This is a genomic window from Methylobacterium sp. C33D (genome assembly GCF_053345825.1).
Genome location: NZ_JBKFAV010000007.1, coordinates 45542 through 69422 on the forward strand (window position 1 = coordinate 45542; position 23881 = coordinate 69422).

Sequence of the window (23881 nt, forward strand, 5' to 3'; positions counted from 1 at the left end):
CGCAACGAAGGTCGAATGTCGACCAACGCGGGACACAAGTCCGGGTTGCCGCCAAGCTTAGCTGTCGGAAGCTTGGGCAGGTCTCGGGATAGGAACCTTGGTTATTGCTGAAGGTTGTTGCGGGGTGAAGCGAAGCCTGAGGAGGAACTGATGGCATCCGGAAATTCGACCTCGAAGCGGGGCTTTGCCTCGATGGATCTGGAGCGGCAGCGCGAGATCGCCAGCAAGGGTGGCCGCAGCGTGCCGGCCGAGAAGCGCTCCTTCTCGCAGGACCGTGAGCTCGCCTCGTCCGCCGGCCGCAAGGGTGGCCAGTCCACGGGGACCGGCCGGGCCGAGTGAGGCCGCCGCAGAACCGTATCGCGTAGCGGCGCCGCGTCCCCCGGGACGGGCGCCGTTTCCATTTCGGGCCACGATGGCGGACCGCGGCGCGGCGGGGCCCGACACAGCAGAAGGCCCCGCCGAGACGGCGGGGCCTTCTGCTGTGTCGCTTCGTCGTGGCGCCGATCAGGAGATGCAGCGGCCGGGAGTCATGCGGCGCGCCTCGGGACCGACCAGGGAACTGAGAGCCGCCTCGCAGCCCTCGCGCATCCGCCGCGGCGGCTGCCGCAGGATGGGCTTGATCTCGAGATCCTGAGCCTCGCCGGCCACAGGCGCGTTCCGGCTCTCGAGGCGCTGCACGCCCGCCACCCGGGTCGGGCTGATCGACAGCGATACGGGGCGCATTCCAGGCAGCGGCGCCGAGACGATCTGGGCCGTGGGCACCGGCATCGTCCAGCGATCCGCCGTGTCGCGAACCACCGGCTGGACCAGAACGGTGAGAAGAGCGGCAGGAGCACTCACGCCCAGGATGAAACCAGACCGCAGCATCGCCCCGACCTCATTGCGAGAGCTTGACAGGATGTTCGTACAACGCGCCCTGCAATCGCAGGTTCCTAAACTGTGTCGCGTCTACGCAGCCTGAGTATTCGAACGCAGCTCGGCCGTTGGTGCGGCGGCGCACGCCCGCTGTCCACAGCCCCGCACAGTTGCAGAAAAATCACGGTCGCTGAAAAAGCGTCCGTGTCGGAACCTCCCGTGCCGGCATCCGTTCTCTGTGCACCCGGCCACCTGGTCCTCCCCGCATTCCCCTTGTGCATCGGCCGGAACCTTCGCGACGGGCTGGAGCTCTCTCCGGCCCGTTTTTTTGTGCGCCGCGCCGGACCCGGGCGGCCGGCCCGCAACAAAAAAACCCCGGCTCGCGCCGGGGTTTCTCGTTGCCACCTTGCTCGAACGCGGGCGGCCGGGGCGAACCCGGACGCGACCCGCCGGGTCGGAGCTCAGGCCGTCTTGGCTTCCCGCCGACGGGCGGTCTGCTGGAAGAACAGGGCTTGGCTGATCACCGCCGAGACGTTGGCGGGCTGGAACGGCTTGGCGATGAGGAAGGCCGGCTCCGGCCGCTCACCCGTGAGGAAGCGCTCCGGATAGGCGGTGATGAAGATGACCGGCACCTCGAAGGACTTCAGCAGGTCGTTCACCGCGTCGAGCCCGGAGGAGCCGTCGGCGAGCTGGATATCGGCCAGGATCAGGCCCGGCCGCTTGCCCTCGCCGGCGATCTTGACCGCTTCGGTGCGGGTGCGCGCCACGCCGATGACGTTGTGGCCGAGCCCCTCGACCAGCGCCTCCAGATCCATCGCGATCAGAGGCTCGTCCTCGATGATCAGGATCTCGGTCGCCATGTCGGCGGCGAGTTCGCGGCCGGCCTCGTCCACGAGGTCCCGAACCTCGGACACGTCGACGCCCAGGATGATGGCCGCGTCCTCCTCCGAGAAGCCCTCGAGGCAGGAGAGCAGGAAGGCTTGGCGCGGCAGCGGCGTGATCTGGCCGAGGCGGACTTCCGCCGGCAGGTCGTGCTGGACCTGCTCGCTGCGGCCGTTGACCGAGAGCGAGTTCCAGATCCGCGTGAACACGCGGAACAGGTCGGCCTTGATGTTGGTGCTGCGACCGAGCGTGTCCGGCTCGTTGACGAGGGTCTCCAGGGTGGCGGCGACGTACGCGTCACCCGCCACTTGGCTACCCGTGAGCGCGCGCGCGTAGCGGCGCAGGTACGGCAGGTGCTGTACCACGAGTTGCGATGTCGACATTCGATCCCCTGTGCCTCGCCGTGTTGCCCGGCCGCGAACGCCTCGATCCGTTACCGAGGGCCTGCCGGGGCCGGCTTTGTGTCCTGCGCAGCCTACCGCCCAACGCGGAGGCCCGCACTCCGTTCCACCCCCCAGCGGAACCGATGCCGGCGCGCAGGCGTTGCCGCCGCAGCCATGGCGTATGTCGAGCCGCAGCACAATGCGGCCACGCCGACTTCGGCAACAAGGGGCGTGTTGATGACGGACCAGGGGAAGGAGGCAGGTCTTCGCGCGCGCGATCCGCTCGCCGAGACTGCTTCGGATCGCTCATCGGAGCCCGAGGACAGCTCCGTCGACGCCTCCGCTCCCGACGGCCACGGCCCCCGCGATCGCGCCCGAAGCCGGAACGGCCTGAGTGATCAGACCCGCACTCGCATCGCCGCGCAACTCCGCGCGATGTACGACACGGTCACGCAGCAGCCCGTCCCCGACCGCTTCGCCGAATTGATCGCCAAGCTCGATAGCGCCGATCGCAAGGCCTGAAACGCGACGTCCTGCCGATGTCGCGGCCCCGGCACGCCGCCCGTGTCCCGCGAGCGACCGGACCGATCCGCCCGGCCAACCGCTCCGGCAATACAGACGCCGGACGGAAAAAGCCGCCGCCCAGGGGCGACGGCTTCCTCGCGTGCCCGAGTGCCGGCCCGGGACGTGGGCCGGCCGCTCCGGCCACCGGTCAGAGGGTCGGCGAACGGCCCCGCATCAGGCCGACGACAGCCGAGATCGCGAACAGGACGATGGCCACGAAGAACACCAGCTTGGCCGCCTCCATGGCGGTACCGGCGATGCCGCCGAAGCCAAGCAGAGCGGCCACGAGGGCGACGACGAGAAAAGTTACGGCCCAACCGAGCATGGTTCGTATCCTTAGAAAGTACCAACGCGGGCGGGCCGCGTCGTTCTGCACACGAAAACGCCAAGGTTTCGCTCCGGTTCCGCCCCTATGGCGAAGTCCTGTGAGTCCCTGCGGCCGCGAGGCCCGTCCGCGACACGGGGTGACGGAACGAGACGGGGGCGCTAGCGTTCGGAGATAGGTCTCCAGGCTCGATCCGGGATTTGCGATGCTGCAATCTGCCAAGAGTACCGTTCGATCGAAGGCCGCCGCGATGGCGGCGCGCGTGACCGAGATCGTCGAGAGGTCCGCCGACGCCCTGCGCGCGGCCGCGCTCGGTCTCATGCCGGCACCGGCGCCCGTGCCGGTCCGCGTGCGCGCGCGCCAGCCGCGCCGCCACGACTGACCGCGGCGGCGGGCGCGGGCTCGAACCCGGACCGGCCCGGCGCGGGATCGCCGCGTCAGGTCTCGGGCCACGCGACCGACCGATCCTGCCCCGGTCAGACCGACCTCGAATCGCGGCCGCCGTCCCGCTCAGCGTTCGGCGCGATTGCCACGCAGCTGTGAACCGTCCAAGGAACCGCCGTTTCGATCGCACGGGATCGCGATGGCGGACACCGACGAGACCACCCTGACCTTCGATCCATCGATGCCTCCGGCCGGCCGGCTGGACCGGGTCGCGCCGCTGATCCGTCGGCGGGTCGCGCCGAACGGAGGCCCGTTCACGGCGAGCGGCACCTGCACCTACGTGGTGGGCCAGGACCGCGTCGCGGTGATCGATCCGGGCCCGGACGACCCGGCCCACGTCGCAGCGCTGCTTCAGGACCTCGGCACCGAGCGGGTCGAGGCGATCGTGGTCACGCACACGCATCGGGATCACTCGCCCGGAGCGCGGCTGCTCGCCGCGCGCACCGGCGCGCCGGTCGTCGGATGCGGGCCGCACAGGGCCGCGCGGGCCCTGTCGGAGACTGAGACCCCGATGCTCGACGCCAGCGCCGACCGGGGCCACGCGCCGGATCGGATCATGGCCGAGGCCGACGCCGTATCCGGCCCGGGCTGGACCCTCGTGGCCGTCGAGACACCCGGCCACACGATGAACCATCTCGCCTTCGCGCTGCCGGAGGCGCGGGCGCTGTTCTCGGGCGACCACGTCATGGCGTGGTCGACGACGATCGTCGCCCCGCCGGACGGCGCGATGCGCGCCTACATGGAGTCGCTCGACAAGCTGCGCGGGCGCGCCGAGACGGTCTACTGGCCGGGCCACGGCGGCCCGGTGCGCGAGCCCGCGCGGTTCCTCCGGGGGCTCGCCGGGCATCGCCGCCAGCGCGAGGCGGCGATCCGGGCGCGGCTGGCGGCCGGCGACGGTCGCATCGCCGACATCGTCGCGGCGATCTACCAGGGTCTCGATCCGCGGCTCCGCGGCGCGGCGGCCCTGTCGGTCTTCGCCCACCTGGAGGATCTGGTCGGCCGGGGACTCGCGTCCTCCGACGGCGCCCCGCGGCTCGACGGGACCTACGCGCCGGCCTGACGGGCGCGGCGGCTCACTTCACCGCGAGGGCGAGGTTGGCGACGTCGTCGAGATAGGCCCGGATCCGGTCGGCGTTGCTGCCGAAGTCGCGGCCGCCGAGCCGCGAGGCCGAGCGCACGTCGATCCGCGCCCCGTCCGCGCGGGGACGGATGCGCACGGTGACGTCGTCCGGAAGGTTCAGGATCAGTCCCCGCGCCACGGCCTCGATCCGGCCATTGCCGGTCCGGCCGCCCGGCCGGATCGCCTCGACGATCTGCCAGTGCCGTTTCAGGGCCGCCTGCCGGGCGAGTTCGAAGGCCTCGTCGGCGCCGATATCGAGGGTCAGCGGCGCGATCTGCGGGTAGGCGCCGCGCTGCCTCTCGCGCGCCGCCGGGGTCGGATCCGCGGGGTAACGTCCGCCGCGGGCCGCGAAGGCCGCCCGCGAGCGCGAGAACGCCGGCGGGTTGTCGATATCGGTGGTGATGTCCGAGAGCGCGGGCAGACGCAGGCCGCGCAGGCCCAGGAAGGCAGGGTAGCCGAGAACCGCCAGCGCGAGGATCAGCCCGGCGAGGGCGGCGCCGAAGCCGCGGGCGCCCTCGCGCCAGACCCGCACGAAGGCGAAGATCGCGGCCGTGGCCGCCATCAGCGCGACGCCGAGCCCGGCCACGAGGGCCACGAGGGCGGCGTCCGTGTCGGAGCGCGGATCGCGGACCAGGACCAGGGCAATCCCGGTGGCGATGACGGAGAACACGGCGAGCCGCCGGGCCAGCGGCCCCGCGCGGGTCACGGGTTCCTCGATGAGCAGGCGGCGCATGGGGATCATGAAGGCGTTCGAGGCCCGATCTTAGAGCTTGGCCGGAACCGGCGCCATGGCGCCGCGGTCACGGCGCGTACGCGCGGGCGGTGCCGGGCAGGCCGAGCGTGGCAGGCAGCTTGAGCGGATCGGGGAGCATCGCGTCCCCGTAGCGGCCGGCCGGGTCGGAGGCCTCGCTGTGGGCGACCGTCTGAGCCGTCAGGGCGCTCCAGGGACCCGTCACGGCGAACAGGATCCCGCGGGAGGCATCGCCGGGCGGCCGCAGGACGAGGTCGCCCTTGGCATCGAGCCGCCGCTCCGGCAGCGAAACCTGACCGTGCAGGGTTGCCCCGACGCTCGGCCCCAGCAGCCCCGACTCCGCGATCTCGCCCACGCCGTCGGCGAAGCGCAGCGTCACCACGGCCCGCTCGAAGGCCGTCCGGCCATTGCGGCGCGCCAGGGCACCGGACGCGACCGCGCCGTTGCGATGAATGACGTCGGCGAGGTCGAGGCCCGCGATGGCACCGCCATCCACGGCGAGCGTGGCCCGACCGTTCAGGTGCGCCAGCAGCCCGACCGTGTCGCGAGCCCTGGATTCGAGGGCGAAATGCCCCTGCACGGGCCCGACCACCCAGCGGGCCGCGCCGATCTCGCCGAGCAGCGCGCCGAGATCGACGCGGTCGAGGTTTCCCTGCGTGCGCACGTCGGTCGCCGCCGGATCGGCCCCGCTCGTCAGGTTGACGCGCCCCTTGAACGTGCCGTCCTGGATCCGGGCCCGGTTCAGCGCCACCTCCAGGGCGGCCTCCCGAACCAGGACGCTCGCCGCCAGATCCCGCACCCGGACGGCGCCGGCGCGCCCCTCGGCGGCCGACAGGCGCAGATCGAGGTCGCCTCGCGTGAAGGGCGCCAGGGCGATCGACGCGGGCGCGGGGTCGAGGAGGCGCGACAGATCCGCGACCAGGGGCGTGAGATCGAGCGTCTCGGCCGCCAGGGTCGCCTGCACCGACAGGCGCGGCGCCTTGGCGGGACCGAACGCGACGGCGCCGGCGCCCTCCAGGACGTTCTGGCCGAGACCGATGCGCAGGCTCGGCCACGAGACGGAGCGCTCGGCTGTCTCGAACCGGCCGTCGATCGAGAACGCGCCGGCGAGCGGCGCCAGCGGCGCGTCGCGCCCGATCCAGGCCAGGCTCTCAGGCAGGGATCGCGTCTCGAACCGGACATGCCCGGACAGGACGGGTAGCGCGTTCCCCTCCGAGGGAGGTGCCACCGTACCGTCCGCCGCGACGCTGCCGCCCGGCCACGTGACCTCCGCGGTGAACGGGCTGCGGCGGTGCTGGGCCATCTCGGCCGGACGCAGGTGGGTCAGGGTGATCCGGGTCGGCACGCCCCGCCACGTGAGGCTGGCGCGGCCCTCGGCCGCCTTGCCCCAGAGCGGCCACGCGACGTCGACGTCGATGTCCCGGGCCGTGTCGCCGCCGGCGAGGCGCGCGTCGCGCAGGACGATCCGGCGGGGCCGGGCCGTCTCGCCGGACCGCGCCTGCTCTGCGAGCCGCGCGAGGGGAGCGTCCCAACCCGCGGGGTCATCCGACAGCCGCGCGCCGTCCAGCCGGAGCCCGCTCACGGCGGCGCGTCCGCCGAGGAGGCTCAGCGGGTCGAGATCGATGGTCAGGCGGCCGTCATCCGCCAGGACCGGGCCGTCGGAACCCGCGGCGAGCCGGACGCGGTCGAGGGTCAGGCGCGGCCAGGGCAGGATCGCGAGGTGCGCGGGCCCGTGCAGGGTCAGCCCGAGGCCGTACGCGTCGAATGCGCGGCGGGCGAACGCGGTGGCCCGGCCGTCCTCCAGGGGCCAGTCGCGCAGGCCGAGGCCGGCAGCGATCAGGCTCCCGAGTGCGAGGACGAAGATCGGGCGGCGCAGCGACATCATGCTCCGAAGGGGCGGCGGCTGTGGCCGGAAGCCGGGCGCCGCGCCGGCCCCTCGGGCTGCCACGGCCCAGCAGGGTCTGCACGTCGAGTGGGCAACTTAGCGTCCCGGGCCGGCTTTGTCTGCCGGGCCCGCGCAGGGCCGCCCTGCCCTCCCCAGCGCAGTGCCGGTGACGGATCGCCTTACGGATCGCCCGCGGCCGCGCGGACCGGCGCGGCGCACCACTGGATTTCGCGCGCGGAATCGGGGAGAGCAGGCGCGAGGACACGCGCTTCCCAAGGTTTCGGCCGGTCGGGTCCGGCGGGAAAAGGACGGTTCGATGAAGAAGGTCTACACGGATGCCGCCGCCGCCTTGGCCGGTCTCCTGCACGACGACATGATGGTGATGTGCGGCGGCTTCGGCCTCTGCGGCATCCCCGATGAACTGATCGAGGCGGTGCGCCTCTCGGGCGTCAAGGGCCTGACCGTGGTGTCGAACAATGCCGGCATCGACGGGGTCGGCCTCGGCAAGCTGCTGGACACCCGGCAGGTCCGGAAGATGATCTCGTCCTACGTCGGCGAGAACAAGGAGTTCGCCCGCCAGTACCTCGGCGGCGAGCTGGAGATCGAGTTCAACCCGCAGGGGACCCTGGCCGAGCGGATCCGCGCCGGCGGCGCCGGCATCCCGGCCTTCTTCACCAAGACCGGCGTCGGCACCAAGGTCGCCGAGGGCAAGGAAGTCCGCGAGTTCGACGGCGAGCAGTACGTCATGGAGCGCGGCCTGTTCGCCGACCTCGCCCTGGTCCACGCCCACACGGGCGACACCGAGGGGAACCTGCGCTACCGGATGACCGCCCGCAACTTCAACCCGATGATGGCCACCGCCGCCAAGATGACGGTGGCGCAGGTCGAGCACCTCGTGAAGCCGGGCGAGATCGATCCGGACACGATCCACACGCCCGGCATCTTCGTGAAGCGGATCATCGACGTCGGGCAGCGCGACAAGCGCATCGAGCAGCGCACCACGCGCAAGCGCGGCGACAGCACCCCGGCCGCGGCGGCCGGCGGCGGCACGCACTGATCGGACGGGAAGGGAGCGAGAACGATGGCCTGGACCCGCGAGCAGATGGCGGCGCGCGCCGCCAAGGAGCTGGAGGACGGCTTCTACGTGAACCTTGGCATCGGCATCCCGACGCTGGTGTCGAACTACATCCCCGAGGGCATGTCGGTGCAGCTCCAGTCGGAGAACGGCATGCTGGGCATGGGCCCCTTCCCCTACGAGGGCGAGGAGGACCCGGACCTGATCAACGCCGGCAAGCAGACGATCACCGCGCTGCCGACGACGAGCTACTTCTCCTCGGCGGATTCCTTCGGGATGATCCGCGGCGGGCACATCAACCTGTCGATCCTCGGCGCCATGCAGGTGGCCGGCAACGGCGACCTCGCCAACTGGATGATCCCCGGCAAGATGGTGAAGGGGATGGGCGGCGCCATGGACCTGGTGGCCGGCGTGAAGCGCGTGGTCGTGGTGATGGAGCACGTCGCCAAGAACAAGGACGGCACCGAGAGCCCGAAGCTCCTCAAGGCCTGCGACCTGCCGCTCACCGGCACCCGCGTGGTCGATCTGGTGATCACCGATCTCGGCGTGTTCGAGATCGACAAGAAGGGCGACGGCGGCATGACGCTCGTCGAGCTCGCCGACGGCGTCACCGAGGACGAGATCCGCGGCAAGACCGAGGCCGACTTCGCGGTCGCCCTGAAGACCTGACGCCCGGGGCCCGGCGGCCGACGTCGCCGGGCCCGTCGCGGGCTGCGCCGCCCCGGCCGGGCGACCGATCGTCGAACGGCCCCGCGGACGCGCCTCGACTGAGACGCCAAAGCCCCCCTGTCCCGAGCGGGACAGGGGGGCTTTGGCGCGGCCGTGTGCAGGCCCGGCCGCGGGGCTGGAGCCCGTCCGGCCGCGGACGCGTCAGCCCGCGTCGCTGGCGCCCGCGCCGGCGAGCTGCGGGTCCCGGGTCGCCGGGCGCACCGGGCTGTCGGCGGCCGGCTCCCCGCCGTGCAGAGCCTGGCGTACGAGGTCGTCGACGCGGTCGCCCTGCTCCGGCAGGGCGGCCTCCAGATGCGCGATCATCTTGGGCGTCCAGAACGCCTTGATGTGCTTCTGGACCCCGGCGACCGCCTCCTCCTCCGGGTAGGACCGGAAGAAGGTGGCGATCTGGTTGGCCATGCGGACGAGCTTGTCCGCCTGCGTCACGGCACTCATCGGGTACTCTTACTCTGCCGCGTCGAGGGTCTGGGCGATCCGGGTCAGGGAGAAGTCCTCCTCGTAGAACTTCGCCTGCCAGTCGGAGGGCCGGTTGGTCCGCCGCACCTGCACCGCCGTCACCTTGTACTCGGGGCAGTTGGTCGCCCAGTCCGAGTAGTCGGTGGTGATGACGTTGGCGCCGGTCTTGGCGTGGTGGAACGTGGTGTAGACCACGCCCGGCTGCATCCGCTCGGAGATCCTGGCCTTCAGGGCGATGTCGCCCGAGCGGCTCTCCAGGGCGACGAGGTCGCCGTCGACGATGCCGCGCAGCTCCGCGTCGAAGGGGTGGATCTCCAGCACATCCTCCTCGTGCCAGCGCGAATTCTCGGTGCGCCGGGTCTGCGCGCCGACATTGTACTGGGAGAGGATCCGGCCCGTGGTGAGGATCAGCGGGAACTTCGCCCCCGTCCGCTCCTCGGTGGCCACGAACTCGGTGATCATGAACCGGCCCTTGCCGCGGACGAACCGGTCGACGTGCATCATCGGCGTGCCGAGCGGCGCCTTCTCGTTGCAGGGCCACTGCACCGAGCCGAGCTCGTCGAGCTTGGCGTAGGACACGCCGGTGAAGCTCGGGGTGAGCGAGGCGATCTCGTCCATGATCTCGGACGGGTGGCTGTAGGTCATCGGGTAGCCCAGCGCGTTGGAGAGCAGGACCGTGCCCTCCCAGTCGCCGTAGCCGCCCATCGGCGCCATGACCTTGCGGACCCGCGAGATGCGGCGCTCGGCGTTGGTGAAGGTCCCGTCCTTCTCGAGGAACGAGGCGCCCGGCAGGAAGACGTGGGCGTACTTGGCGGTCTCGTTCAGGAAGAGGTCCTGGACGACGATGCACTCCATCGCCATCAGGCCCGCTGTCACGTGGTGCGTGTCGGGGTCGGACTGCGCGATGTCCTCGCCCTGGATGTACATCCCCTTGAACGTGCCCTCGACGGCCTCGTCCAGCATGTTGGTGATGCGCAGGCCCGGCGCGTTGTCGAGCTTGGCACCCCAGAGGGCCTCGAAGCTCTCGCGGGTCGCGTCGTCCGACACGTGGCGGTACCCGGTGAGCTCGTGCGGGAACGAGCCCATGTCGCAGGAGCCCTGCACGTTGTTCTGGCCGCGCAGCGGGTTCACGCCGGCGCCGAGCTTGCCGATGTTGCCGGTGGCCATGGCGATGTTGGCCATGCCCATGACCATGGTCGAGCCCTGGCTGTGCTCGGTGACGCCCAGCCCGTAGTAGATACCGGCCGCGCCGCCCTTGGCGTAGAGCCGGGCCGCGCCGCGGACCTGCTCAGGGTCGAGGCCGGTGAACTGCTGCTGGTTCTCCGGGGAGTGGCGCTCGTCGGCGATGAACCGCGCCCAGGACTCGAACTCGGCGAGGTCGCAGCGCTCGCGGACATAGGCCTCGTCGACCAGCCCCTCGGTGACGATCACGTGCGCCAGCGAGTTGATGAAGGCGACGTTGGAGCCGGGCTTCAGCGGCAGGTGGTAGTCGGCCTTGATGTGGGGCGACTTGACGAGGTCGATCTTGCGCGGATCGGCGACGATCAGCTTGGCACCCTGACGCAGGCGCTTCTTCATTCGCGAGCCGAAGACCGGGTGGCCGTCGGTCGGGTTGGCACCGATCACCAGGATCACGTCGGAGTTCTCGACCGACTTGAAGTCCTGGGTGCCGGCCGAGGTGCCGAGCGTCGACATCAGGCCGTAGCCGGTCGGCGAGTGGCAGACGCGGGCGCAGGTGTCGACGTTGTTGTTGCCGAAGGCGGCGCGCACGAGCTTCTGGACGAGGTAGGCCTCCTCGTTGGTGCAGCGCGACGAGGTGATGCCGCCGACCGAATCCTTGCCGTACTTGGCCTGGATCCGCTTGAACTCGGAGGCCGCCCGGTCGATGGCCTCCTCCCACGAGACCTCGCGCCACGGATCCGTGATCTTCTCGCGGATCATCGGCTTGGTGATGCGGTCCTTGTGGGTGGCGTAGCCGTAGGCGAAGCGGCCCTTGACGCAGCTGTGGCCCTCGTTGGCCTTGCCGCCCTTGTAGGGAACCATGCGGACGACGCGCTCGCCCTGCATCTCGGCCTTGAACGAGCAGCCGACGCCGCAATACGCGCAGGTCGTGACCTCCGCGTGCTCGGGCTGGCCGAACTCGTGGATGGACTTCTCCTGGAGGGTCGCGGTCGGGCAGGCCTGCACGCAGGCGCCGCACGACACGCACTCGGACTCGAAGAAATTGGTCGGGCCCGCCGCCACGCGGCTGTCGAAGCCGCGGCCCGCGATGGTCAGCGCGAAGGTGCCCTGCACCTCCTCGCACGCCCGGACGCAGCGGTTGCAGACGATGCACTTCGACGGGTCGTAGGTGAAGTACGGGTTCGACTCGTCCTTCGGCAGGTACTTCTCGGAGCTCGGCCGGACGTGGTTGTCGCCCTCGTAGCCGTAGCGCACGTCGCGCAGGCCGACGACGCCCGCCTGGGTCTGCAGCTCGCAGTCACCGTTCGCCGCGCAGGTCAGGCAGTCGAGCGGGTGGTCGGAGATGTAGAGCTCCATCACGCCCTTGCGGAGCTTGGCGAGCTTCTCGTTCTGCGTGTGCACCACCATGCCGTTCTCGGCCGGGGTCGTGCAGGAGGCCGGGGTGCCGCGCCGCCCCTCGATCTCCACGAGGCAGAGGCGGCAGGAGCCGAACGGCTCCAGGGAGTCGGTGGCGCAGAGCTTCGGGATCTGCGTGCCGGCATGCATCGCCGCCGCCATCACCGAGGTGCCGGCCGGCACCGTCACCGACATGCCGTCGATCGTCAGCGTCACCGTCTGCTCGCTGACGCGGATCGGCGTGCCGTAGTCGATCTCCTTGATAAGGCCCATCGACGCCTCCTTACTCGGCCGCGGCCGGCAGATCGCCGGCGCGCCTGAAATCCTCGGGGAAATGGGTGATCGCGCTCATCACCGGCATCGGGGTCAGCCCGCCCATGGCGCAGAGCGACCCGTCGGTCATGACCTCGCAGAGGTCCTCGACCAGCTTCAGATTCGCGTCCGGCCGTATGCCGGCGATCACCTTGTCCATGGTCTCGACGCCGCGGGTGGCGCCGATGCGGCAGGGGGTGCACTTGCCGCACGACTCGGTGGCGCAGAACTCGAAGGCGAAGCGGGCCTGGGCCGCCATGTCGACGGTGTCGTCGAACACCACGATGCCGCCGTGGCCCACGAGGCCCTTCTTGGCCGCCATCGCCTCGTAGTCGAGGGGCGTGTCGAGGAGATGGTCGGGGAAGTAGGCCCCGAGCGGCCCGCCGACCTGCACGGCGCGGACCGGGCGGCCCGAACGGGTGCCGCCGCCGAAATCCTCGATCACCTGCCGGAGGGTGATGCCGAAGGCCATCTCGATCAGGCCGCCGTGCTTGACGTTGCCGGCGAGCTGGATCGGCAGCGTGCCGAGCGACCGCCCCATGCCGTAATCCGCGTAGGCCCTGGCGCCGTTCTCCAGGATCCACGGCACGGCCGTGAAGGTCATGACGTTGTTGACCAGCGTCGGCTTGCCCAGGAAGCCCTTGAGTGCCGGGATCGGGGGCTTCGCCCGCACGATGCCGCGCTTGCCCTCCAGGCTCTCCAGCAGGGAGGTCTCCTCGCCGCAGATGTAGGCGCCGGCGCCGAGGCGCACTTCCAGGTGGAAGGTCTTGCCCGAGCCCAGGATGTTGTCGCCGAGCACGCCGGCCGTCACACCGTTGGCGATCGCCTCCTTGAGGGTGGCGAAGGCCTGCGGGTACTCGGAGCGCAGGTAGATGTAACCGCGGGTGGCACCGGTCGCGACGCCCGCGATGGTCATGCCCTCGATGAGGTTGAAGGGGTCGCCCTCCATCATCATCCGGTCGGCGAAGGTGCCGGAATCGCCCTCGTCGGCGTTGCAGACCACATACTTCTGGTCCGCCTTGGCGAGCATCACGGTGTTCCACTTGATGCCGGCCGGGAAGCCGGCACCGCCCCGGCCGCGCAGGCCGGAATCGCGCACCGCCGCCACGATGCCCTCGGCATCGAGCTTCAGGGCGGCTTCGAGGCCGCGATAGCCGCCATGGGCCCGGTAATCCTCGACGGAGACCGGATCGACCACGCCGCAGCGGTGGAAGGTCAGGCGCTGCTGCCGGGCGAGGTAGGGGATCTTCTCCGGATCGCCGAGGCGCAGGGCATGGTCGCCGCCCGTGGTCAGGCCGGCATCGAGCAGGGCGTCGACATCCTTGACCGTCACCGGCCCGTAGGCGACGCGCCCCTCGGGCGTGCCGACCTCGACCATCGGCTCCAGCCAGAACAGGCCGCGGGAGCCGGTCCGGACGATGGTGACGTCGAGGCCGCGGCGCTCGGCGCCCGCGAAGAGCGCCCGGGCGACCTTGTTGGCGCCGAGGCCGAGCGCGACGGCGTCGCGCGGAACGTAGAGCGTGACGCTCACTGGCGCACCTCCGTCAGGGCAGCTTCGAGGGCGTCGGCGGTCAGGTGCGCGACGGGCTCACCGTCCACCAGCGCGGCGGGGCCGTTGGCGCAGAGGCCGAGGCAGTAGACCGGCTCGACCGTGGCGCTGCCGTCGGCGGTGGTCTCATGCCAGCCGCAGCCGAGGCGGCCGAGGATCTCGCGGTGCAACTTGTCCGAACCCATGGCCTGGCAGGCCTCGGCCCGGCACAGCTTCACCTCGTGGCGGCCGGCCGGGTGGGCGCGGTAGTCGTGATAGAAGGTGACGCAGCCGTGCACCTCGGCGCGCGACAGGTTCAGAGCGTCCGCGATCAGCGGCACGGCGCCCTGGTCCACGTAGCCGAAGGTCTCCTGCAGCGCGTGCAGGATCGGCAGCGTGGCCCCCTCAAGATGGGTGTGTTCGGCGATGATCCCGGATGCGCGCTCCGCGCTCCAGGGCTCGTGACGCGCCATGGTTTCCAGCCCAGTCTGTTCCTGTTCTAATGCGAAGAGGAACAGAAATGCCGGTTGGCTTCAATCGCGCAGTCCGGTCGCTCGACAAAGGACGTTTGTCGAGCTGTAACTCGCCGATCGGAGGCGTGCAGGCGTTTCGTTAACGGACTGTCAGAACTCGTTTTTTCGACCCGCCGGAAGTCTCAACTTTTCTTGCGTGCGGCGCAACATAAATTTGTGCCCTGCAAGAAATTGCATTCCTGTGCATCCGGTCCTCACTGTCGGGGCCGGGCCGGCCGTCCTTGGTGGCGAAGCGAAGCAATCCAAGTTGGCGCGACCTCGGCCGGCTCTGGTGCGACGGGATAGCTGCGCTCCGCTCGTAAGGAGGCGCGCTCCGTGGCCGAAGCCTCGGCCCCGATCAGAACTCCATCTCCAGTTCCTCGATCTCGTCCGGCTCGTCGGCGGCGGCTTCCGCCCACTCGACCATCAGGGGCCAGTGCAGGATCGTGTCGCGATAGGCGGCGGCGCGGGGCGGCAGCGCGACGTCGTAGGTGCGGAAGCGGGTGCAGACCGGGGCGAACATGGCGTCCGCCAGGCACGGCCGGGCGCCGAACAGGTACGGGCCCTCGTAGCGGTCCAGGCAATCGTCGAAGATCGTGACGATGCGCTCGATATCGGCCTTCGCACCGTTGAACACGCGGAAATCGGGGTGGAAGGCGCGCAGGTTCATCGGAAGCGCTGAGCGCAGATTGACGAAGCCGGAATGCATCTCGCCCGAGATGGACCGGCAATGGGCCCGCTCCGCCGCGTTGCCGGGCAGGAATCCGGCTTCCGGGAAGGTCTCGGCGAGATACTCGGCGATCGCCAGCGTGTCCCAGACGACCACGTCGCCGTGGCGCAGGCGCGGCACCAGGAACGACGGCGACAGGTGCAGCAGCTCCGCCCGCGTGGTCGCGTCGGTCCCGGACAGGACCTCAGTCCGGAAGTCGAGCCCGGCCATCCGGCAGATCAGCCAGCCCCGCAGGGACCACGAGGAGTAGTTGCGGCTCGAGATGGTGAGCGTAGCGGCCGTCATCGTCCTGCCCCGGGGCGCGTCGCCGATCGTGCGGTCTGCGCGGCCCGATCCAAGACTCGTGCCGAACGGGGCGGGCGAATCGCATCCGCCCGCGATTCTACTCCCGCCGCAGCAGCGCCGCGACCTCCGCCTCCTCGGCGGCCGACAGATTCCGCGCCGTCGCGGGGGGGCGGCGGGCGAGGCGCCAGATCCCGAGCCCGCCGAGCAGGACCGCGAGCACGGGCGTCAGCCACAGCAGCAGGGTGTGCAGCGCGAAGACCGGGCGCAGCAGCACGAACTCGCCGTAGCGGGCCACGACGTAGTCGAGCACCGCCGTGTCGCTGTCGCCCTTCTCCAGACGCTCGCGGACGATCAGGCGCAGGTCCTTGGCGAGCGGCGCGTCGGAATCGTCGATCGACTGGTTCTGGCAGACGAGGCAGCGCAGTTCGGCCGAGATCTCCCGGGCGCGGTGCTCCAGGACGGGGTCCTTCAGCACCTCGTCGGGCTGCACCGCGTGGGCCGGCAACGCCGCCAGAAGGGCGAGCGCCGCCAGCGCGGGCCGGAGGAGCGGGCGGCGCGCCATCACTCGGCCGGCACCGCGACCGGGAGCGGACGCGCCTTCGCCCTGGCGGGGACGCCGACGCGCATCCGCCGATCCGTGAGTGACAGGCCGCCGCCCACGGCCATGACCACCGCGCCGAGCCAGATCAGCAGGACCAGCGGCTTGTAGTAGAGGCGCAGGCCGACGCCGCCGTCCTGACCGATCTCCCCGAGGCTCGCGTAGACCTGGCTGGCGCCGTTGGTCAGCAGGCCCGATTCCGTCACCGCCATCTTGCGGCTCGGGTAGAAGCGCTTGCCGGTCTCGATCTTCCCGACCTCGTCGCCGCCGCGGGTGCGGATCGTCAGGTAGGCGGCGGCCTCCTCGTAGTTCGGTCCCTTGCGCGGCGCGACCCGGTCCAGGGTCGCCACGTACGGGCCTGTCGCCAGGCTCTGGCCGGGTTTCAGCGTCGCCAGACCCTCGGTGGCCCAGCCCTGCGCGGCGATGCCCAGCACCACGACGCCGACCCCGGCATGGGCGATGGCGGTGCCCCAGGCCGAGCGCGGCAGGCCGAGCGCGCGGCGGCCGATCTGGCCGAGGGACCGGGCGCGGCTCGCCCCGTAGCCCCGGGCGCGGGTGGCGATCTCCAGGACGGACCCGATCAGCAGGTAGGCACCGAGGCCGATCCCGACCGGCGCCATGACCGGCCCGCCCCAGGTCATGGCCACCACCGCGAGGCCGACCGCGAGGGCGACCGCCAGGGCGGCGAACAGGCGCTGGGCGGCGGCGAGCACGTCGCCGCGCTTCCAGGCGAGCGCCTGCCCCATGGGCACGATCAGCAGCAGCGGGATCGCCAGCGGCACGAAGGTGGAATTGAAGAAGGGCGGCCCGACCGTGATCTTCTCCCCGGTCAGCATCTCCAGCACCAGCGGGTAGAGCGTGCCGACCAGCACGGTGGCGCAGGCCGCGACCAGGAACAGGTTGTTGAGGACGAGCGACCCCTCGCGGGAGATCGGCGCGAACAGCCCGCCCTGCCGCAGCAGCGGCGCCCGCCACGCGAACAGCGTCAGCGAGCCGCCGATGAACAGGATCAGGATCGCCAGGATGAACACGCCGCGGGTCGGGTCGGTGGCGAAGGAGTGCACCGAGGTGATCACGCCCGAGCGGACCAGGAAGGTGCCGATCAGCGAGAGCGAGAAGGTCAGGATGGCGAGCAGCACCGTCCAGACCTTCAGGGCGTCGCGCTTCTCCATCACCACGGTGGAGTGCAGCAGCGCCGTGCCGGCGATCCACGGCATCAGGGAGGCGTTCTCGACCGGGTCCCAGAACCACCAGCCGCCCCAGCCGAGCTCGTAATAGGCCCAGTAGGAGCCCATCGCGATCCCGAGCGTCAGGAAGCACCACGCGGCGAGCGTCCAGGGCCGCACCGCCCGGGCCCAGACGGCGTCGATCCGCCCGTCGATCAGCGCGGCCACCGCGAAGGCGAAGCTGATCGAGAAGCCGACATAGCCGACGTAGAGGAGCGGCGGGTGGATCGCGAGGCCGGGATCCTGCAGCAGCGGGTTGAGGTCGTTGCCCTCGAGCGGCGCCGGGATCACGCGGGTGAACGGGTTCGAGGTCGTGATGATGAACAGCACGAACACGAAGGTGATCAGCCCCTGCACGCCCAGCGTGCTGGCCCGGAGCCGCGGCGGCACCGAGTTCCTGGCCGCCGCCACGCAGGCGCCGAACAGCGTGAGGATCAGCACCCAGAGGAGCATCGAGCCCTCGTGATTCCCCCAGACGCCGGAGATCTTGTAGATCAGCGGCTTCTGCGTGTGCGAGTTCTCGACGACGTTCTGGACCGAGAAATCCGAGGTGACGTGCGCGTAGGTGAGCGCCGCGAAGGCGAAGAGCACGCAGGCGAAGGCGCCGAGCGCCGCCTGGGAGGCGATCTGGCGGAGCGCCGGGTCGCCCGAGCGGGCGGCCCAGATCGGCATCACCACCTGGACGAGGGAGATCGCCAGCGCGAGCGCGAGGGCGAAGTGGCCGGTCTCGACGATCATGCGGGTTCCCTCACCGCTCGCTGCGGGGACGGAGGGTGCTGTCCGCCGCCGCGGTGGCGGGCTTCGGCGCGGGGCCACCCTTGTTCGGGCCGCCCTCCTGCCAGCGCCCCTGCGCCTTCAGCGCGTCGGCCACCTCGCGGGGCATGTAGGATTCGTCGTGCTTGGCCAGCACCGTGTCGGCGCGGAACTGCCCGCCCGGCTCCAGCACGCCCTCGGCGACCACGCCCTGCCCCTCCCGGAACAGGTCCGGCAGCAGCCCCTTGTAGTGGACCTCGACGGTCTCGTTCGTGTCGGTGACGGCGAAGTCGACCGCCTGGTCGGGGCCTCGCCTGAGCGAGCCGTCCTTCACCAAGCCGCCGAGGCGCAGGCGCGTGCCCGGGGCGATGGCCTGCTTGGCGATGTCGGTGGGCGAGCGGAAGAACACGATGGAGCCGCTCATGGCGTACAGGATCAGGCCCACGGCGAGCGCCAGGACGCTGCCGCAGGCGGCGATCAGGATCAGGCGGCGTTTCTTACGCGTCACGATACTTCCACCCCGCGGTCCGGCGCGCGGAGATCCGCCCCGACCGGAACCGTTCTCATTCTAGTCTTGAGGGTGTCGGCTCCAGGCGCCCGCGGGTCAAGGGCGGGCGTCGGGACCGATTGTCGTACGGAGCGCTCCGCGGCGGCGGGCTCGCGATCTTGTGGTGCCGGTGACAGGGCTTGGCGGAGGTCCGGCTGGTCAGGGATTGGGCTTGGCGGGGAGCTCCAGCTCCCGGGCGAGCCCGTCGAGTCGCGCCACCGCCTCGCTGTTGGCGGCCAGCGCCATCCGGGCGCGGTCGAGGGCCTTCACCGCCTGGTCGCGCTCGCCCAGCGCGCTGTAGGAGCGCACCAGCCGCATCCACTCGTCCGGGGTGCCGCCCCGCGCGGCGAGGCGCCGGTCGAGCCCCTCGACCATCCCGCGAATCGCCGCCTGCTGCTCTGCCTGGGGCATGGCGCGCACGGCCGCCATCGCGGCCTCCTTCTCGGCCTGGGCACTCGGGGCCGCCGGGCCCGATTCGGCCGGCGCGGGCGCATCGCCCTCCGCCCCGACCCCCACGGCGCGGGCGCCCTGCTCGACCTGGGCGAGGCCCTGCGGGTCGCCCGCGAGGGCCGCGCGCGCCCGGGCCAGGGCGTCGGTCGCCTGCTCGCGCTCGCCGAGGACCATCCGGGACCGGACGAGCCGCAGCCACTCGTCGGGGGTGCCGCCGCCGGTCTTGAGGCGCGCGTCGAGCCCGTCGACCATGCCGCGGATCGCCGCCTGCTGCTCCGCCGGGATCTTCGGGGCAGCCTGCGGGGTCGCGGGCGGCGGCGGCTCGCCCTTGAGGCGGGCGAGGCTCTGCTTGACGATCCCGAGCCAGGGGGCGTTCGGCGGACTGGCGGCCTCGAGTTCGGTGAGCTGGCGGATCGCCTCGCCGGTGTCGCCGGCCTGTTCGGCCGCGCGGGCCAGGTAGAAGCGGGGCTTGGGCGCGTTCGGCTCCTTGGCCTGCGCCTTCTCGAACAGCGCCTTGGCCTCGGGCGAGACGGTGCCGTCGCCGGCGGCCGTGAGCGCCTCGCCCTGGTCGGCCAGGAGGTCGGCGGTCTCGCCCTTGATCCGCGCGATGTTGGCGTAGGCGCGGGCGGCGTCGTCGAAGCGGCCGGTGCGCATGTAGACCGGGGCGAGCACCGCCCAGCCGCGGGCGTCGTTCGGGTCCCGGGCGAGGCGCGCCTCGATCTGGCCGACCGCCTTCATCAATTCGTCGGCGCCGCCGCGGGCGGCCTGCCGGTCGGCCTCGGTCTGCGCCGGCACCTCGGGCGACCCGTACAGCCCGTAGGCGATGAGCGCCACGAGGGGGATGGTGGAGAGCGCGAAGGCCGAGGCGGCGCGCCGGCGGCGCAGGCGCGGCTCGGCAGGGCGCGCGGCCTCGGCGAGGCCGTCATCCTCGGCCTCGCGCTGCGCTTCGCGGCTCGCCCGGAGCAGGCGGCGCCCCGCCTCGGCCTTGGCGGTCTCGGCCTCGTCGGGGGCGATCAGGCCGCGCTCGCGGTCGCGCTCGATCTCGGCGACCTGGTCCTCGTAGAACGCCGTCTCGGTGGCGAGCCCGCTGCCGCCGGCCTCGCCGGTCGGTACGGCGGCGCGCCGCGACATCGGCCAGAGCAGGCCGAGCACGGCCGCCGCGGTCATGGCCGCCAGGATGAACCAGATCGCCGTCATGGACCTTATCGCCAACGAGCCGGACCGGCCCGCCCCTCCCCACGCCATGTGGAGCCGGCAGCGTGACGCCACGACGCCTCCCGACGGCGGCACGGTGTCACGCAACTCTGTTGCGATGACAAGGCCCCGGGCGGATCCATGAGGCCGCGCGCCGCCGCGCGGGCGTCGCCCGGCCCGTGCCCGGAGCGCGGCGGCGGCCTCAGTGGGCCGGGGTGCCGACCGGCAGGTCGCCCGGCACCTCCAGCACCGCCCGGAGGCCCCCGAGCGCCGCCTCCTCCAGGGTGAAGCGCCCCCGGTACAGGGCGGCGAGGTCGGCCACGATCGACAGGCCGAGGCCGGAGCCGGGCTTCGATTCGTCGAGGCGGCGCCCCCGGCCGAGCACGGCCTGCCGGGCCTCCGGCGGCAGGCCCGGACCGTCATCCTCGATGGCGACGACGAGGTGGGGATAATCGTCCTTGCTCACCGCCTCGGCCCGGATCGCCACCCGGCCGTGGGCCCACTTGGACGCGTTGTCGACGAGGTTGCCGACCATCTCCTCGAAATCCTGGCGCTCGCCGCGGAAGCGCAGGCCCGGCGGCACGTGGACGTCGTAGGCGATGTCCTTGTCGCGGTAGATCTTCCCGAAGGTGCGCACGAGGCCGGCGAGCGCCGGCTCCACCTCCGTGGAGGTGCCGAGCGTGCCGGCGAGCGCCGCGGCGCGGGCCCGGTCGAGGTGGTAGTTGACCTGATCGCGCATGACCGCGGCCTGCTCGCGGATCTTCTGCGCCAGCTCCTCGGGGGCGTCGGAGGCGCCGACCTCGTTGACGATGATCGAGAGCGGCGTCTTCAGGGCGTGGGCGAGGTTGCCGACCTGCGTCCGGGCGCGCTCCAGGATCTCGCGGTTGGTCTCGATCAGGAGGTTCACCTCGCCGGTGAGCGGCGCGATGTCGCGGGGATAGGTGCCGGTGATGCGGTCGGCCTCGCCCCGGCGGACGGCGCCGAGCGCGGCCCGCATCTTCTTGAGCGGCGCGAGGCCGAACCGGATCTGCAGCAGGGTGGTGATCGCCAGCGACAGGCCGAGCAGGCCGAAGGTGATGGTCAGCGAGTTCCGGAACCGGTCGACGTCGTTGACGATCTCGTCGGCTGGCCCCGCGACCCGGACCGTGTAGCGGCCCTCCTCGCCGAGATCGACGTCGCGCTCCATGATGCGCAGGAGGCGTCCGTCCTGCCCCTTGCCGTAGCCCTGGCGGATCTGCCCGACCCCGACCTTGCCGTCGGAATCGGTGGCGGGCGGGAGCGGCACGCCCACCAGGGAGCGGGAGGTGCGCACGTCGCGCGGCTTCGCGTCGGGCTTGCCGACCTGCCAGTACCAGCCGGACAGGGGCAGATCGAAGCGCGGGTCGCCGAGCGAGAAGGTCCGGCTCTCGGGGTCGTTGGGCGACACGAGGTCGGTGGCGAGATTGTTGGCGAAGACGAGGAGCCGGCTGTCGAAGGAGCGCTCGGTGTTCTCGCGGTAGAGGGTCGTGAGGATCCAGGCCGCAATCAGCAGGATCGCGGAGCTCGACAGGAACGCCGACACGGCGAGTCGCACCGCGATGGAGCGGCGGCGCAGGGAGAAGAGGCCGATGAGGTCGATCATGGAGGCGTCGGTCGCTCAGACGGGCGGCGCCGAGTCGTGGACGAGGCGACCGTCGACGCGATCGTCGAGGGGTCCGCGGGCGACGCGCGCGGCCGCCCCGACGCCGATCCGCGCCGCGCGGTCGCGGAAGCCCGGCGCGGCCTCCAGGGCGGCCGGCGTGCCGGAACGCGCGGCCGCGCTCACATCCGGGCCGGCGGCTGGTTGGGATCCACGAGGTAGCCGAGGCCGCGGACGGTCTGGATCAGGTCCACCGCGAGCTTCTTGCGCAGGCGGCCCACGAACACCTCGATCGTGTTCGAGTCGCGGTCGAAATCCTGGTCGTAGAGGTGCTCGGTGAGTTCGGCGCGGGACACGACCCGGCCGGTATGGTGCATCAGGTAGGAGAGCAGCCGGTACTCGTGGCTCGTCAGCTTCACCTGGGCGCCGTCGACGAAAACCTTGCCGGAGCGCGTGTCGAGGGTCACCGGCCCGCAGGCGATCTGGCTGGTGGCGTGGCCGGCGGCGCGGCGCAGCAGGGCGCGCACCCGGGCCATCAATTCCTCCATGTGGAAGGGCTTGGTGACGTAGTCGTCGGCGCCGGCGTCGAAGCCGTCGACCTTGTCGGACCAGCGGTCCCGGGCCGTGAGGATGATCACCGGGGTCTTCACGCCGGCCCGGCGCCACTTCTGCAGCACCGTGACGCCGTCGGCCTTGGGCAGGCCCATGTCGAGGATGATGGCGTCGTAGGGCTCGCTCTCGCCGAGATAGCCGCCCTCCTCGCCGTCATAGGCCTTGTCGGCGACGTAGCCGGCCTCCTCCAGCGCGGCCACGACCTGCCGATTGATGTCCTTGTCATCCTCCACAACCAGCAGACGCACGGCTCACTCCCTCCGAAACGGTCCCGGCGCCCGCTCAATACTGTCCCGCCACGGTGCCGGTGCGCGCATCGACAATCACGTGCACGAAATGCCCGTCCCGGCGCAAGGCGGTGAGCATGTAGACGAGACCGTCCGCGTGGCGGCAGAGGCTCGCCCGCTGGATCTCGGCCCGGGGGATCACCGTGCGGGCGGCGCGGATCGCCGCGACCGGAGGGATCACCCGCCGCTCGCCGACCTCCTCGCGGAGGTCGGCGGGGGACAGGCAGCTCTCGATCCGCAGCGGCGCCTGGCTGGACACCGCGCCCGTCTGGGGGGCCGGCCCGTCATCGGCCATGGAGCCGAGACCGCCCGCGGCGAGGGCCGCGGCGGTCAGGCTGATGGCGACGAGGGCGATGGCGTAGCGCATTGGCAGACGATGTGAGCCCAGGGCACTGAATGCGTCCTGAATACGTAGCCGTGCGTCGGCCCCGGCATTCGTCGGCGGCGGTCCGGACAGTCCCTTCGCGGTTGACTCGGTGGCGGGCGGCATCGTGCGGACATGACGGCCGAGGCGGCGCCCGGTTCCACGCCGCGCGCCGCTTCCCACAGGCGCCGCGGCCGGTCTCACGGTGACGGCGCCGGCCCGGGACCGCAGGCGGCGGCGCGGGCCGGCGGGACGGCCCGGCCGGATCCCGCCGGCGCGGCCAGCGCGGCGCCGGCGGACTCGAGCGTCCAGGCCCGCCGGCCGACCGCCGCGCCCTCGTGGACGGCGACCGTCACCGCCGCGGCGGCCGCCAGGGCGAGCCACGCCCGGTCGAGGACCCTGTCCCAGCGCAGGCGCATCTCACGCTCCCGTCAGCAGCTTCCAGAGGGCCCGCAGGGCCGGGACATGCGCGGCGAGCCACGCGACCTGGTCGGAGAACCAGTGCGCGGCCGCCGCCGCGGCGACGAAGGCGAGTACCGCCGCGTGCTTGAGCCGGCGCAGGTAGCGGCGCAGCGCGCGGCGCTCGAGATGCGCGTCGACCAGCTCGTCGAGGGCGGCGAGTCGCGGCTCGGACTGGCGGGCGAACCACGCGTGCCAGACGGGCGGGAACCGGATCGTCCGGGGCCGCCCGCCGAGGGCGACCCCCGCGCCGGCCGCGTCCTCGGGGTGCGCGGGCCGCCGCGTCTCGGTGCGGAGGGGCTTCATGGTGACGATCCCTGTTTCACGGCCCCCCTGTGCCGCCGGGGCGGCGACGCCCGG

The 23881-nt window shown here is 71.8% G+C and carries 26 protein-coding genes; 6 read left to right on the top strand and 20 right to left on the bottom strand.

Annotation, left to right across the window (positions count from 1 at the left end; genetic code table 11):
• The first annotated feature begins 150 nt into the window (after positions 1 to 150).
• A complete protein-coding gene (locus ACLBXO_RS06800; RefSeq protein WP_010683678.1) occupies positions 151 to 339 on the top strand; it encodes a con-10 family general stress protein in 189 nt (62 codons plus the stop codon).
• A gap of 165 nt (positions 340 to 504) precedes the next feature.
• Here the strand turns inward: ACLBXO_RS06800 and ACLBXO_RS06805 are convergent, their stop codons facing one another.
• Together ACLBXO_RS06805 and ACLBXO_RS06810 are read right to left on the bottom strand one after the other, a co-directional pair.
• On the bottom strand, positions 505 to 867 hold the full coding sequence (locus tag ACLBXO_RS06805) for a hypothetical protein (protein WP_331315488.1): 363 nt from the start codon (positions 865 to 867) through the stop codon (positions 505 to 507).
• Positions 868 to 1316: 449 nt separating this feature from the next.
• Complete coding sequence (locus ACLBXO_RS06810; RefSeq protein WP_192706375.1) at positions 1317 to 2120, bottom strand: response regulator; 804 nt, start codon at positions 2118 to 2120, stop codon at positions 1317 to 1319.
• Between the two features lie 174 nt (positions 2121 to 2294).
• Between ACLBXO_RS06810 and ACLBXO_RS06815 the strand changes: the two genes are divergently transcribed.
• Complete coding sequence (locus tag ACLBXO_RS06815) at positions 2295 to 2642, top strand: NepR family anti-sigma factor (RefSeq protein WP_331315489.1); 348 nt, start codon at positions 2295 to 2297, stop codon at positions 2640 to 2642.
• A 190-nt stretch (positions 2643 to 2832) separates the two neighbouring features.
• Here ACLBXO_RS06815 and ACLBXO_RS06820 read toward each other — a convergent pair whose 3' ends face one another.
• Positions 2833 to 3009, bottom strand: a complete 177-nt coding sequence (locus ACLBXO_RS06820; protein WP_007568853.1) for a DUF1328 domain-containing protein — start codon at positions 3007 to 3009, stop codon at positions 2833 to 2835.
• A gap of 205 nt (positions 3010 to 3214) precedes the next feature.
• On the opposite strand from ACLBXO_RS06820, the gene ACLBXO_RS06825 reads away from it, so the two are divergent.
• Positions 3215 to 3391: a hypothetical protein gene (locus ACLBXO_RS06825; RefSeq protein WP_447684899.1), complete on the top strand. Its 177-nt coding sequence runs from the start codon at positions 3215 to 3217 to the stop codon at positions 3389 to 3391.
• A 243-nt stretch (positions 3392 to 3634) separates the two neighbouring features.
• A complete protein-coding gene (locus ACLBXO_RS06830; protein WP_447685021.1) occupies positions 3635 to 4513 on the top strand; it encodes an MBL fold metallo-hydrolase in 879 nt (292 codons plus the stop codon).
• Positions 4514 to 4526: 13 nt separating this feature from the next.
• Here the strand turns inward: ACLBXO_RS06830 and ACLBXO_RS06835 are convergent, their stop codons facing one another.
• Both ACLBXO_RS06835 and ACLBXO_RS06840 read right to left on the bottom strand, forming a co-directional pair.
• Positions 4527 to 5306: a DUF1499 domain-containing protein gene (locus ACLBXO_RS06835; RefSeq protein ID WP_447684900.1), complete on the bottom strand. Its 780-nt coding sequence runs from the start codon at positions 5304 to 5306 to the stop codon at positions 4527 to 4529.
• Between the two features lie 67 nt (positions 5307 to 5373).
• On the bottom strand, positions 5374 to 7206 hold the full coding sequence (locus ACLBXO_RS06840; RefSeq protein ID WP_447684901.1) for an AsmA family protein: 1833 nt from the start codon (positions 7204 to 7206) through the stop codon (positions 5374 to 5376).
• 319 nt (positions 7207 to 7525) lie between these two features.
• On the opposite strand from ACLBXO_RS06840, the gene ACLBXO_RS06845 reads away from it, so the two are divergent.
• Positions 7526 to 8266, top strand: coding sequence for a CoA transferase subunit A (locus ACLBXO_RS06845; RefSeq protein WP_331315502.1), 741 nt, complete (start codon positions 7526 to 7528; stop codon positions 8264 to 8266).
• Between the two features lie 24 nt (positions 8267 to 8290).
• Positions 8291 to 8953 carry a 3-oxoacid CoA-transferase subunit B gene (locus ACLBXO_RS06850; protein ID WP_447684902.1) on the top strand — a complete coding sequence of 221 codons (663 nt, stop codon included), beginning with the start codon at positions 8291 to 8293 and terminating at the stop codon, positions 8951 to 8953.
• A gap of 201 nt (positions 8954 to 9154) precedes the next feature.
• On the opposite strand, the gene ACLBXO_RS06855 is transcribed toward ACLBXO_RS06850, so the two are convergent.
• From ACLBXO_RS06855 to ACLBXO_RS06925, 15 genes are all read right to left on the bottom strand, one after another.
• Positions 9155 to 9448, bottom strand: coding sequence for a formate dehydrogenase subunit delta (locus tag ACLBXO_RS06855; RefSeq protein ID WP_447684903.1), 294 nt, complete (start codon positions 9446 to 9448; stop codon positions 9155 to 9157).
• Between the two features lie 9 nt (positions 9449 to 9457).
• Complete coding sequence (gene fdhF, locus ACLBXO_RS06860) at positions 9458 to 12319, bottom strand: formate dehydrogenase subunit alpha (RefSeq protein ID WP_331315506.1); 2862 nt, start codon at positions 12317 to 12319, stop codon at positions 9458 to 9460.
• A gap of 10 nt (positions 12320 to 12329) precedes the next feature.
• Positions 12330 to 13889 (bottom strand): formate dehydrogenase beta subunit, encoded by a 1560-nt coding sequence (locus ACLBXO_RS06865; protein ID WP_447684904.1) that lies wholly within the window; start codon positions 13887 to 13889, stop codon positions 12330 to 12332.
• The gene (locus tag ACLBXO_RS06870; RefSeq protein ID WP_447684905.1) at positions 13886 to 14359 is read right to left on the bottom strand and encodes a formate dehydrogenase subunit gamma; all 474 of its coding nucleotides are present in this window, start codon (positions 14357 to 14359) and stop codon (positions 13886 to 13888) included. The genes ACLBXO_RS06865 and ACLBXO_RS06870 overlap by 4 nt, the downstream gene beginning before the upstream one ends.
• Before the next feature lie 397 nt (positions 14360 to 14756).
• A complete protein-coding gene (locus ACLBXO_RS06875; RefSeq protein WP_447684906.1) occupies positions 14757 to 15413 on the bottom strand; it encodes a glutathione S-transferase family protein in 657 nt (218 codons plus the stop codon).
• Positions 15414 to 15510: 97 nt separating this feature from the next.
• Positions 15511 to 15975: a cytochrome c-type biogenesis protein gene (locus ACLBXO_RS06880; protein WP_447684907.1), complete on the bottom strand. Its 465-nt coding sequence runs from the start codon at positions 15973 to 15975 to the stop codon at positions 15511 to 15513.
• Positions 15975 to 17975, bottom strand: a complete 2001-nt coding sequence (locus ACLBXO_RS06885) for a heme lyase CcmF/NrfE family subunit (protein ID WP_447684908.1) — start codon at positions 17973 to 17975, stop codon at positions 15975 to 15977. Before ACLBXO_RS06885 ends, ACLBXO_RS06880 begins: the two co-directional genes overlap by 1 nt.
• Positions 17976 to 17985: 10 nt before the next feature.
• The gene (gene ccmE, locus ACLBXO_RS06890) at positions 17986 to 18498 is read right to left on the bottom strand and encodes a cytochrome c maturation protein CcmE (RefSeq protein ID WP_447684909.1); all 513 of its coding nucleotides are present in this window, start codon (positions 18496 to 18498) and stop codon (positions 17986 to 17988) included.
• A 198-nt stretch (positions 18499 to 18696) separates the two neighbouring features.
• Entirely contained in the window at positions 18697 to 20184 is a 1488-nt protein-coding gene (gene ccmI, locus ACLBXO_RS06895; RefSeq protein ID WP_447684910.1) for a c-type cytochrome biogenesis protein CcmI, read from the bottom strand.
• 199 nt (positions 20185 to 20383) lie between these two features.
• Positions 20384 to 21802, bottom strand: coding sequence for an ATP-binding protein (locus ACLBXO_RS06900; RefSeq protein WP_331315518.1), 1419 nt, complete (start codon positions 21800 to 21802; stop codon positions 20384 to 20386).
• Positions 21803 to 21817: 15 nt separating this feature from the next.
• The gene (locus tag ACLBXO_RS06905; protein ID WP_447684911.1) at positions 21818 to 21985 is read right to left on the bottom strand and encodes a hypothetical protein; all 168 of its coding nucleotides are present in this window, start codon (positions 21983 to 21985) and stop codon (positions 21818 to 21820) included.
• A complete protein-coding gene (locus ACLBXO_RS06910; RefSeq protein ID WP_012321897.1) occupies positions 21982 to 22659 on the bottom strand; it encodes a response regulator transcription factor in 678 nt (225 codons plus the stop codon). The genes ACLBXO_RS06905 and ACLBXO_RS06910 overlap by 4 nt, the downstream gene beginning before the upstream one ends.
• A 34-nt stretch (positions 22660 to 22693) precedes the next feature.
• Positions 22694 to 23065, bottom strand: a complete 372-nt coding sequence (locus tag ACLBXO_RS06915; protein ID WP_012321896.1) for a PepSY domain-containing protein — start codon at positions 23063 to 23065, stop codon at positions 22694 to 22696.
• Between the two features lie 197 nt (positions 23066 to 23262).
• Positions 23263 to 23481, bottom strand: a complete 219-nt coding sequence (locus ACLBXO_RS06920) for a hypothetical protein (protein ID WP_447684912.1) — start codon at positions 23479 to 23481, stop codon at positions 23263 to 23265.
• Between the two features lies 1 nt (position 23482).
• Positions 23483 to 23827, bottom strand: coding sequence for a hypothetical protein (locus ACLBXO_RS06925; protein WP_331316555.1), 345 nt, complete (start codon positions 23825 to 23827; stop codon positions 23483 to 23485).
• Between the last annotated feature and the right edge of the window lie 54 nt (positions 23828 to 23881).

Bases quoted from the DNA above. Each gene is read 5' to 3' on its own strand.
- ACLBXO_RS06830 (WP_447685021.1), top strand. From the start codon at position 3,635: ATGCCTCCGGCCGGCCGGCTGGACCGGGTCGCGCCGCTGATCCGTCGG.
- ACLBXO_RS06840 (WP_447684901.1), bottom strand. From the start codon at position 7,206: ATGTCGCTGCGCCGCCCGATCTTCGTCCTCGCACTCGGGAGCCTGATC.
- ACLBXO_RS06805 (WP_331315488.1), bottom strand. From the start codon at position 867: ATGCTGCGGTCTGGTTTCATCCTGGGCGTGAGTGCTCCTGCCGCTCTT.
- fdhF (WP_331315506.1), bottom strand. From the start codon at position 12,319: ATGGGCCTTATCAAGGAGATCGACTACGGCACGCCGATCCGCGTCAGC.
- ACLBXO_RS06900 (WP_331315518.1), bottom strand. From the start codon at position 21,802: ATGATCGACCTCATCGGCCTCTTCTCCCTGCGCCGCCGCTCCATCGCG.
- ACLBXO_RS06815 (WP_331315489.1), top strand. From the start codon at position 2,295: ATGGCGTATGTCGAGCCGCAGCACAATGCGGCCACGCCGACTTCGGCA.
- ACLBXO_RS06855 (WP_447684903.1), bottom strand. From the start codon at position 9,448: ATGAGTGCCGTGACGCAGGCGGACAAGCTCGTCCGCATGGCCAACCAG.
- ACLBXO_RS06920 (WP_447684912.1), bottom strand. From the start codon at position 23,481: ATGCGCCTGCGCTGGGACAGGGTCCTCGACCGGGCGTGGCTCGCCCTG.
- ACLBXO_RS06820 (WP_007568853.1), bottom strand. From the start codon at position 3,009: ATGCTCGGTTGGGCCGTAACTTTTCTCGTCGTCGCCCTCGTGGCCGCT.
- ACLBXO_RS06835 (WP_447684900.1), bottom strand. From the start codon at position 5,306: ATGCGCCGCCTGCTCATCGAGGAACCCGTGACCCGCGCGGGGCCGCTG.
- ACLBXO_RS06925 (WP_331316555.1), bottom strand. From the start codon at position 23,827: ATGAAGCCCCTCCGCACCGAGACGCGGCGGCCCGCGCACCCCGAGGAC.
- ccmI (WP_447684910.1), bottom strand. From the start codon at position 20,184: ATGACGGCGATCTGGTTCATCCTGGCGGCCATGACCGCGGCGGCCGTG.
- ACLBXO_RS06870 (WP_447684905.1), bottom strand. From the start codon at position 14,359: ATGGCGCGTCACGAGCCCTGGAGCGCGGAGCGCGCATCCGGGATCATC.
- ACLBXO_RS06825 (WP_447684899.1), top strand. From the start codon at position 3,215: ATGCTGCAATCTGCCAAGAGTACCGTTCGATCGAAGGCCGCCGCGATG.
- ACLBXO_RS06880 (WP_447684907.1), bottom strand. From the start codon at position 15,975: ATGGCGCGCCGCCCGCTCCTCCGGCCCGCGCTGGCGGCGCTCGCCCTT.
- ACLBXO_RS06885 (WP_447684908.1), bottom strand. From the start codon at position 17,975: ATGATCGTCGAGACCGGCCACTTCGCCCTCGCGCTCGCGCTGGCGATC.
- ACLBXO_RS06850 (WP_447684902.1), top strand. From the start codon at position 8,291: ATGGCCTGGACCCGCGAGCAGATGGCGGCGCGCGCCGCCAAGGAGCTG.
- ACLBXO_RS06810 (WP_192706375.1), bottom strand. From the start codon at position 2,120: ATGTCGACATCGCAACTCGTGGTACAGCACCTGCCGTACCTGCGCCGC.
- ACLBXO_RS06845 (WP_331315502.1), top strand. From the start codon at position 7,526: ATGAAGAAGGTCTACACGGATGCCGCCGCCGCCTTGGCCGGTCTCCTG.
- ACLBXO_RS06800 (WP_010683678.1), top strand. From the start codon at position 151: ATGGCATCCGGAAATTCGACCTCGAAGCGGGGCTTTGCCTCGATGGAT.
- ACLBXO_RS06915 (WP_012321896.1), bottom strand. From the start codon at position 23,065: ATGCGCTACGCCATCGCCCTCGTCGCCATCAGCCTGACCGCCGCGGCC.
- ACLBXO_RS06875 (WP_447684906.1), bottom strand. From the start codon at position 15,413: ATGACGGCCGCTACGCTCACCATCTCGAGCCGCAACTACTCCTCGTGG.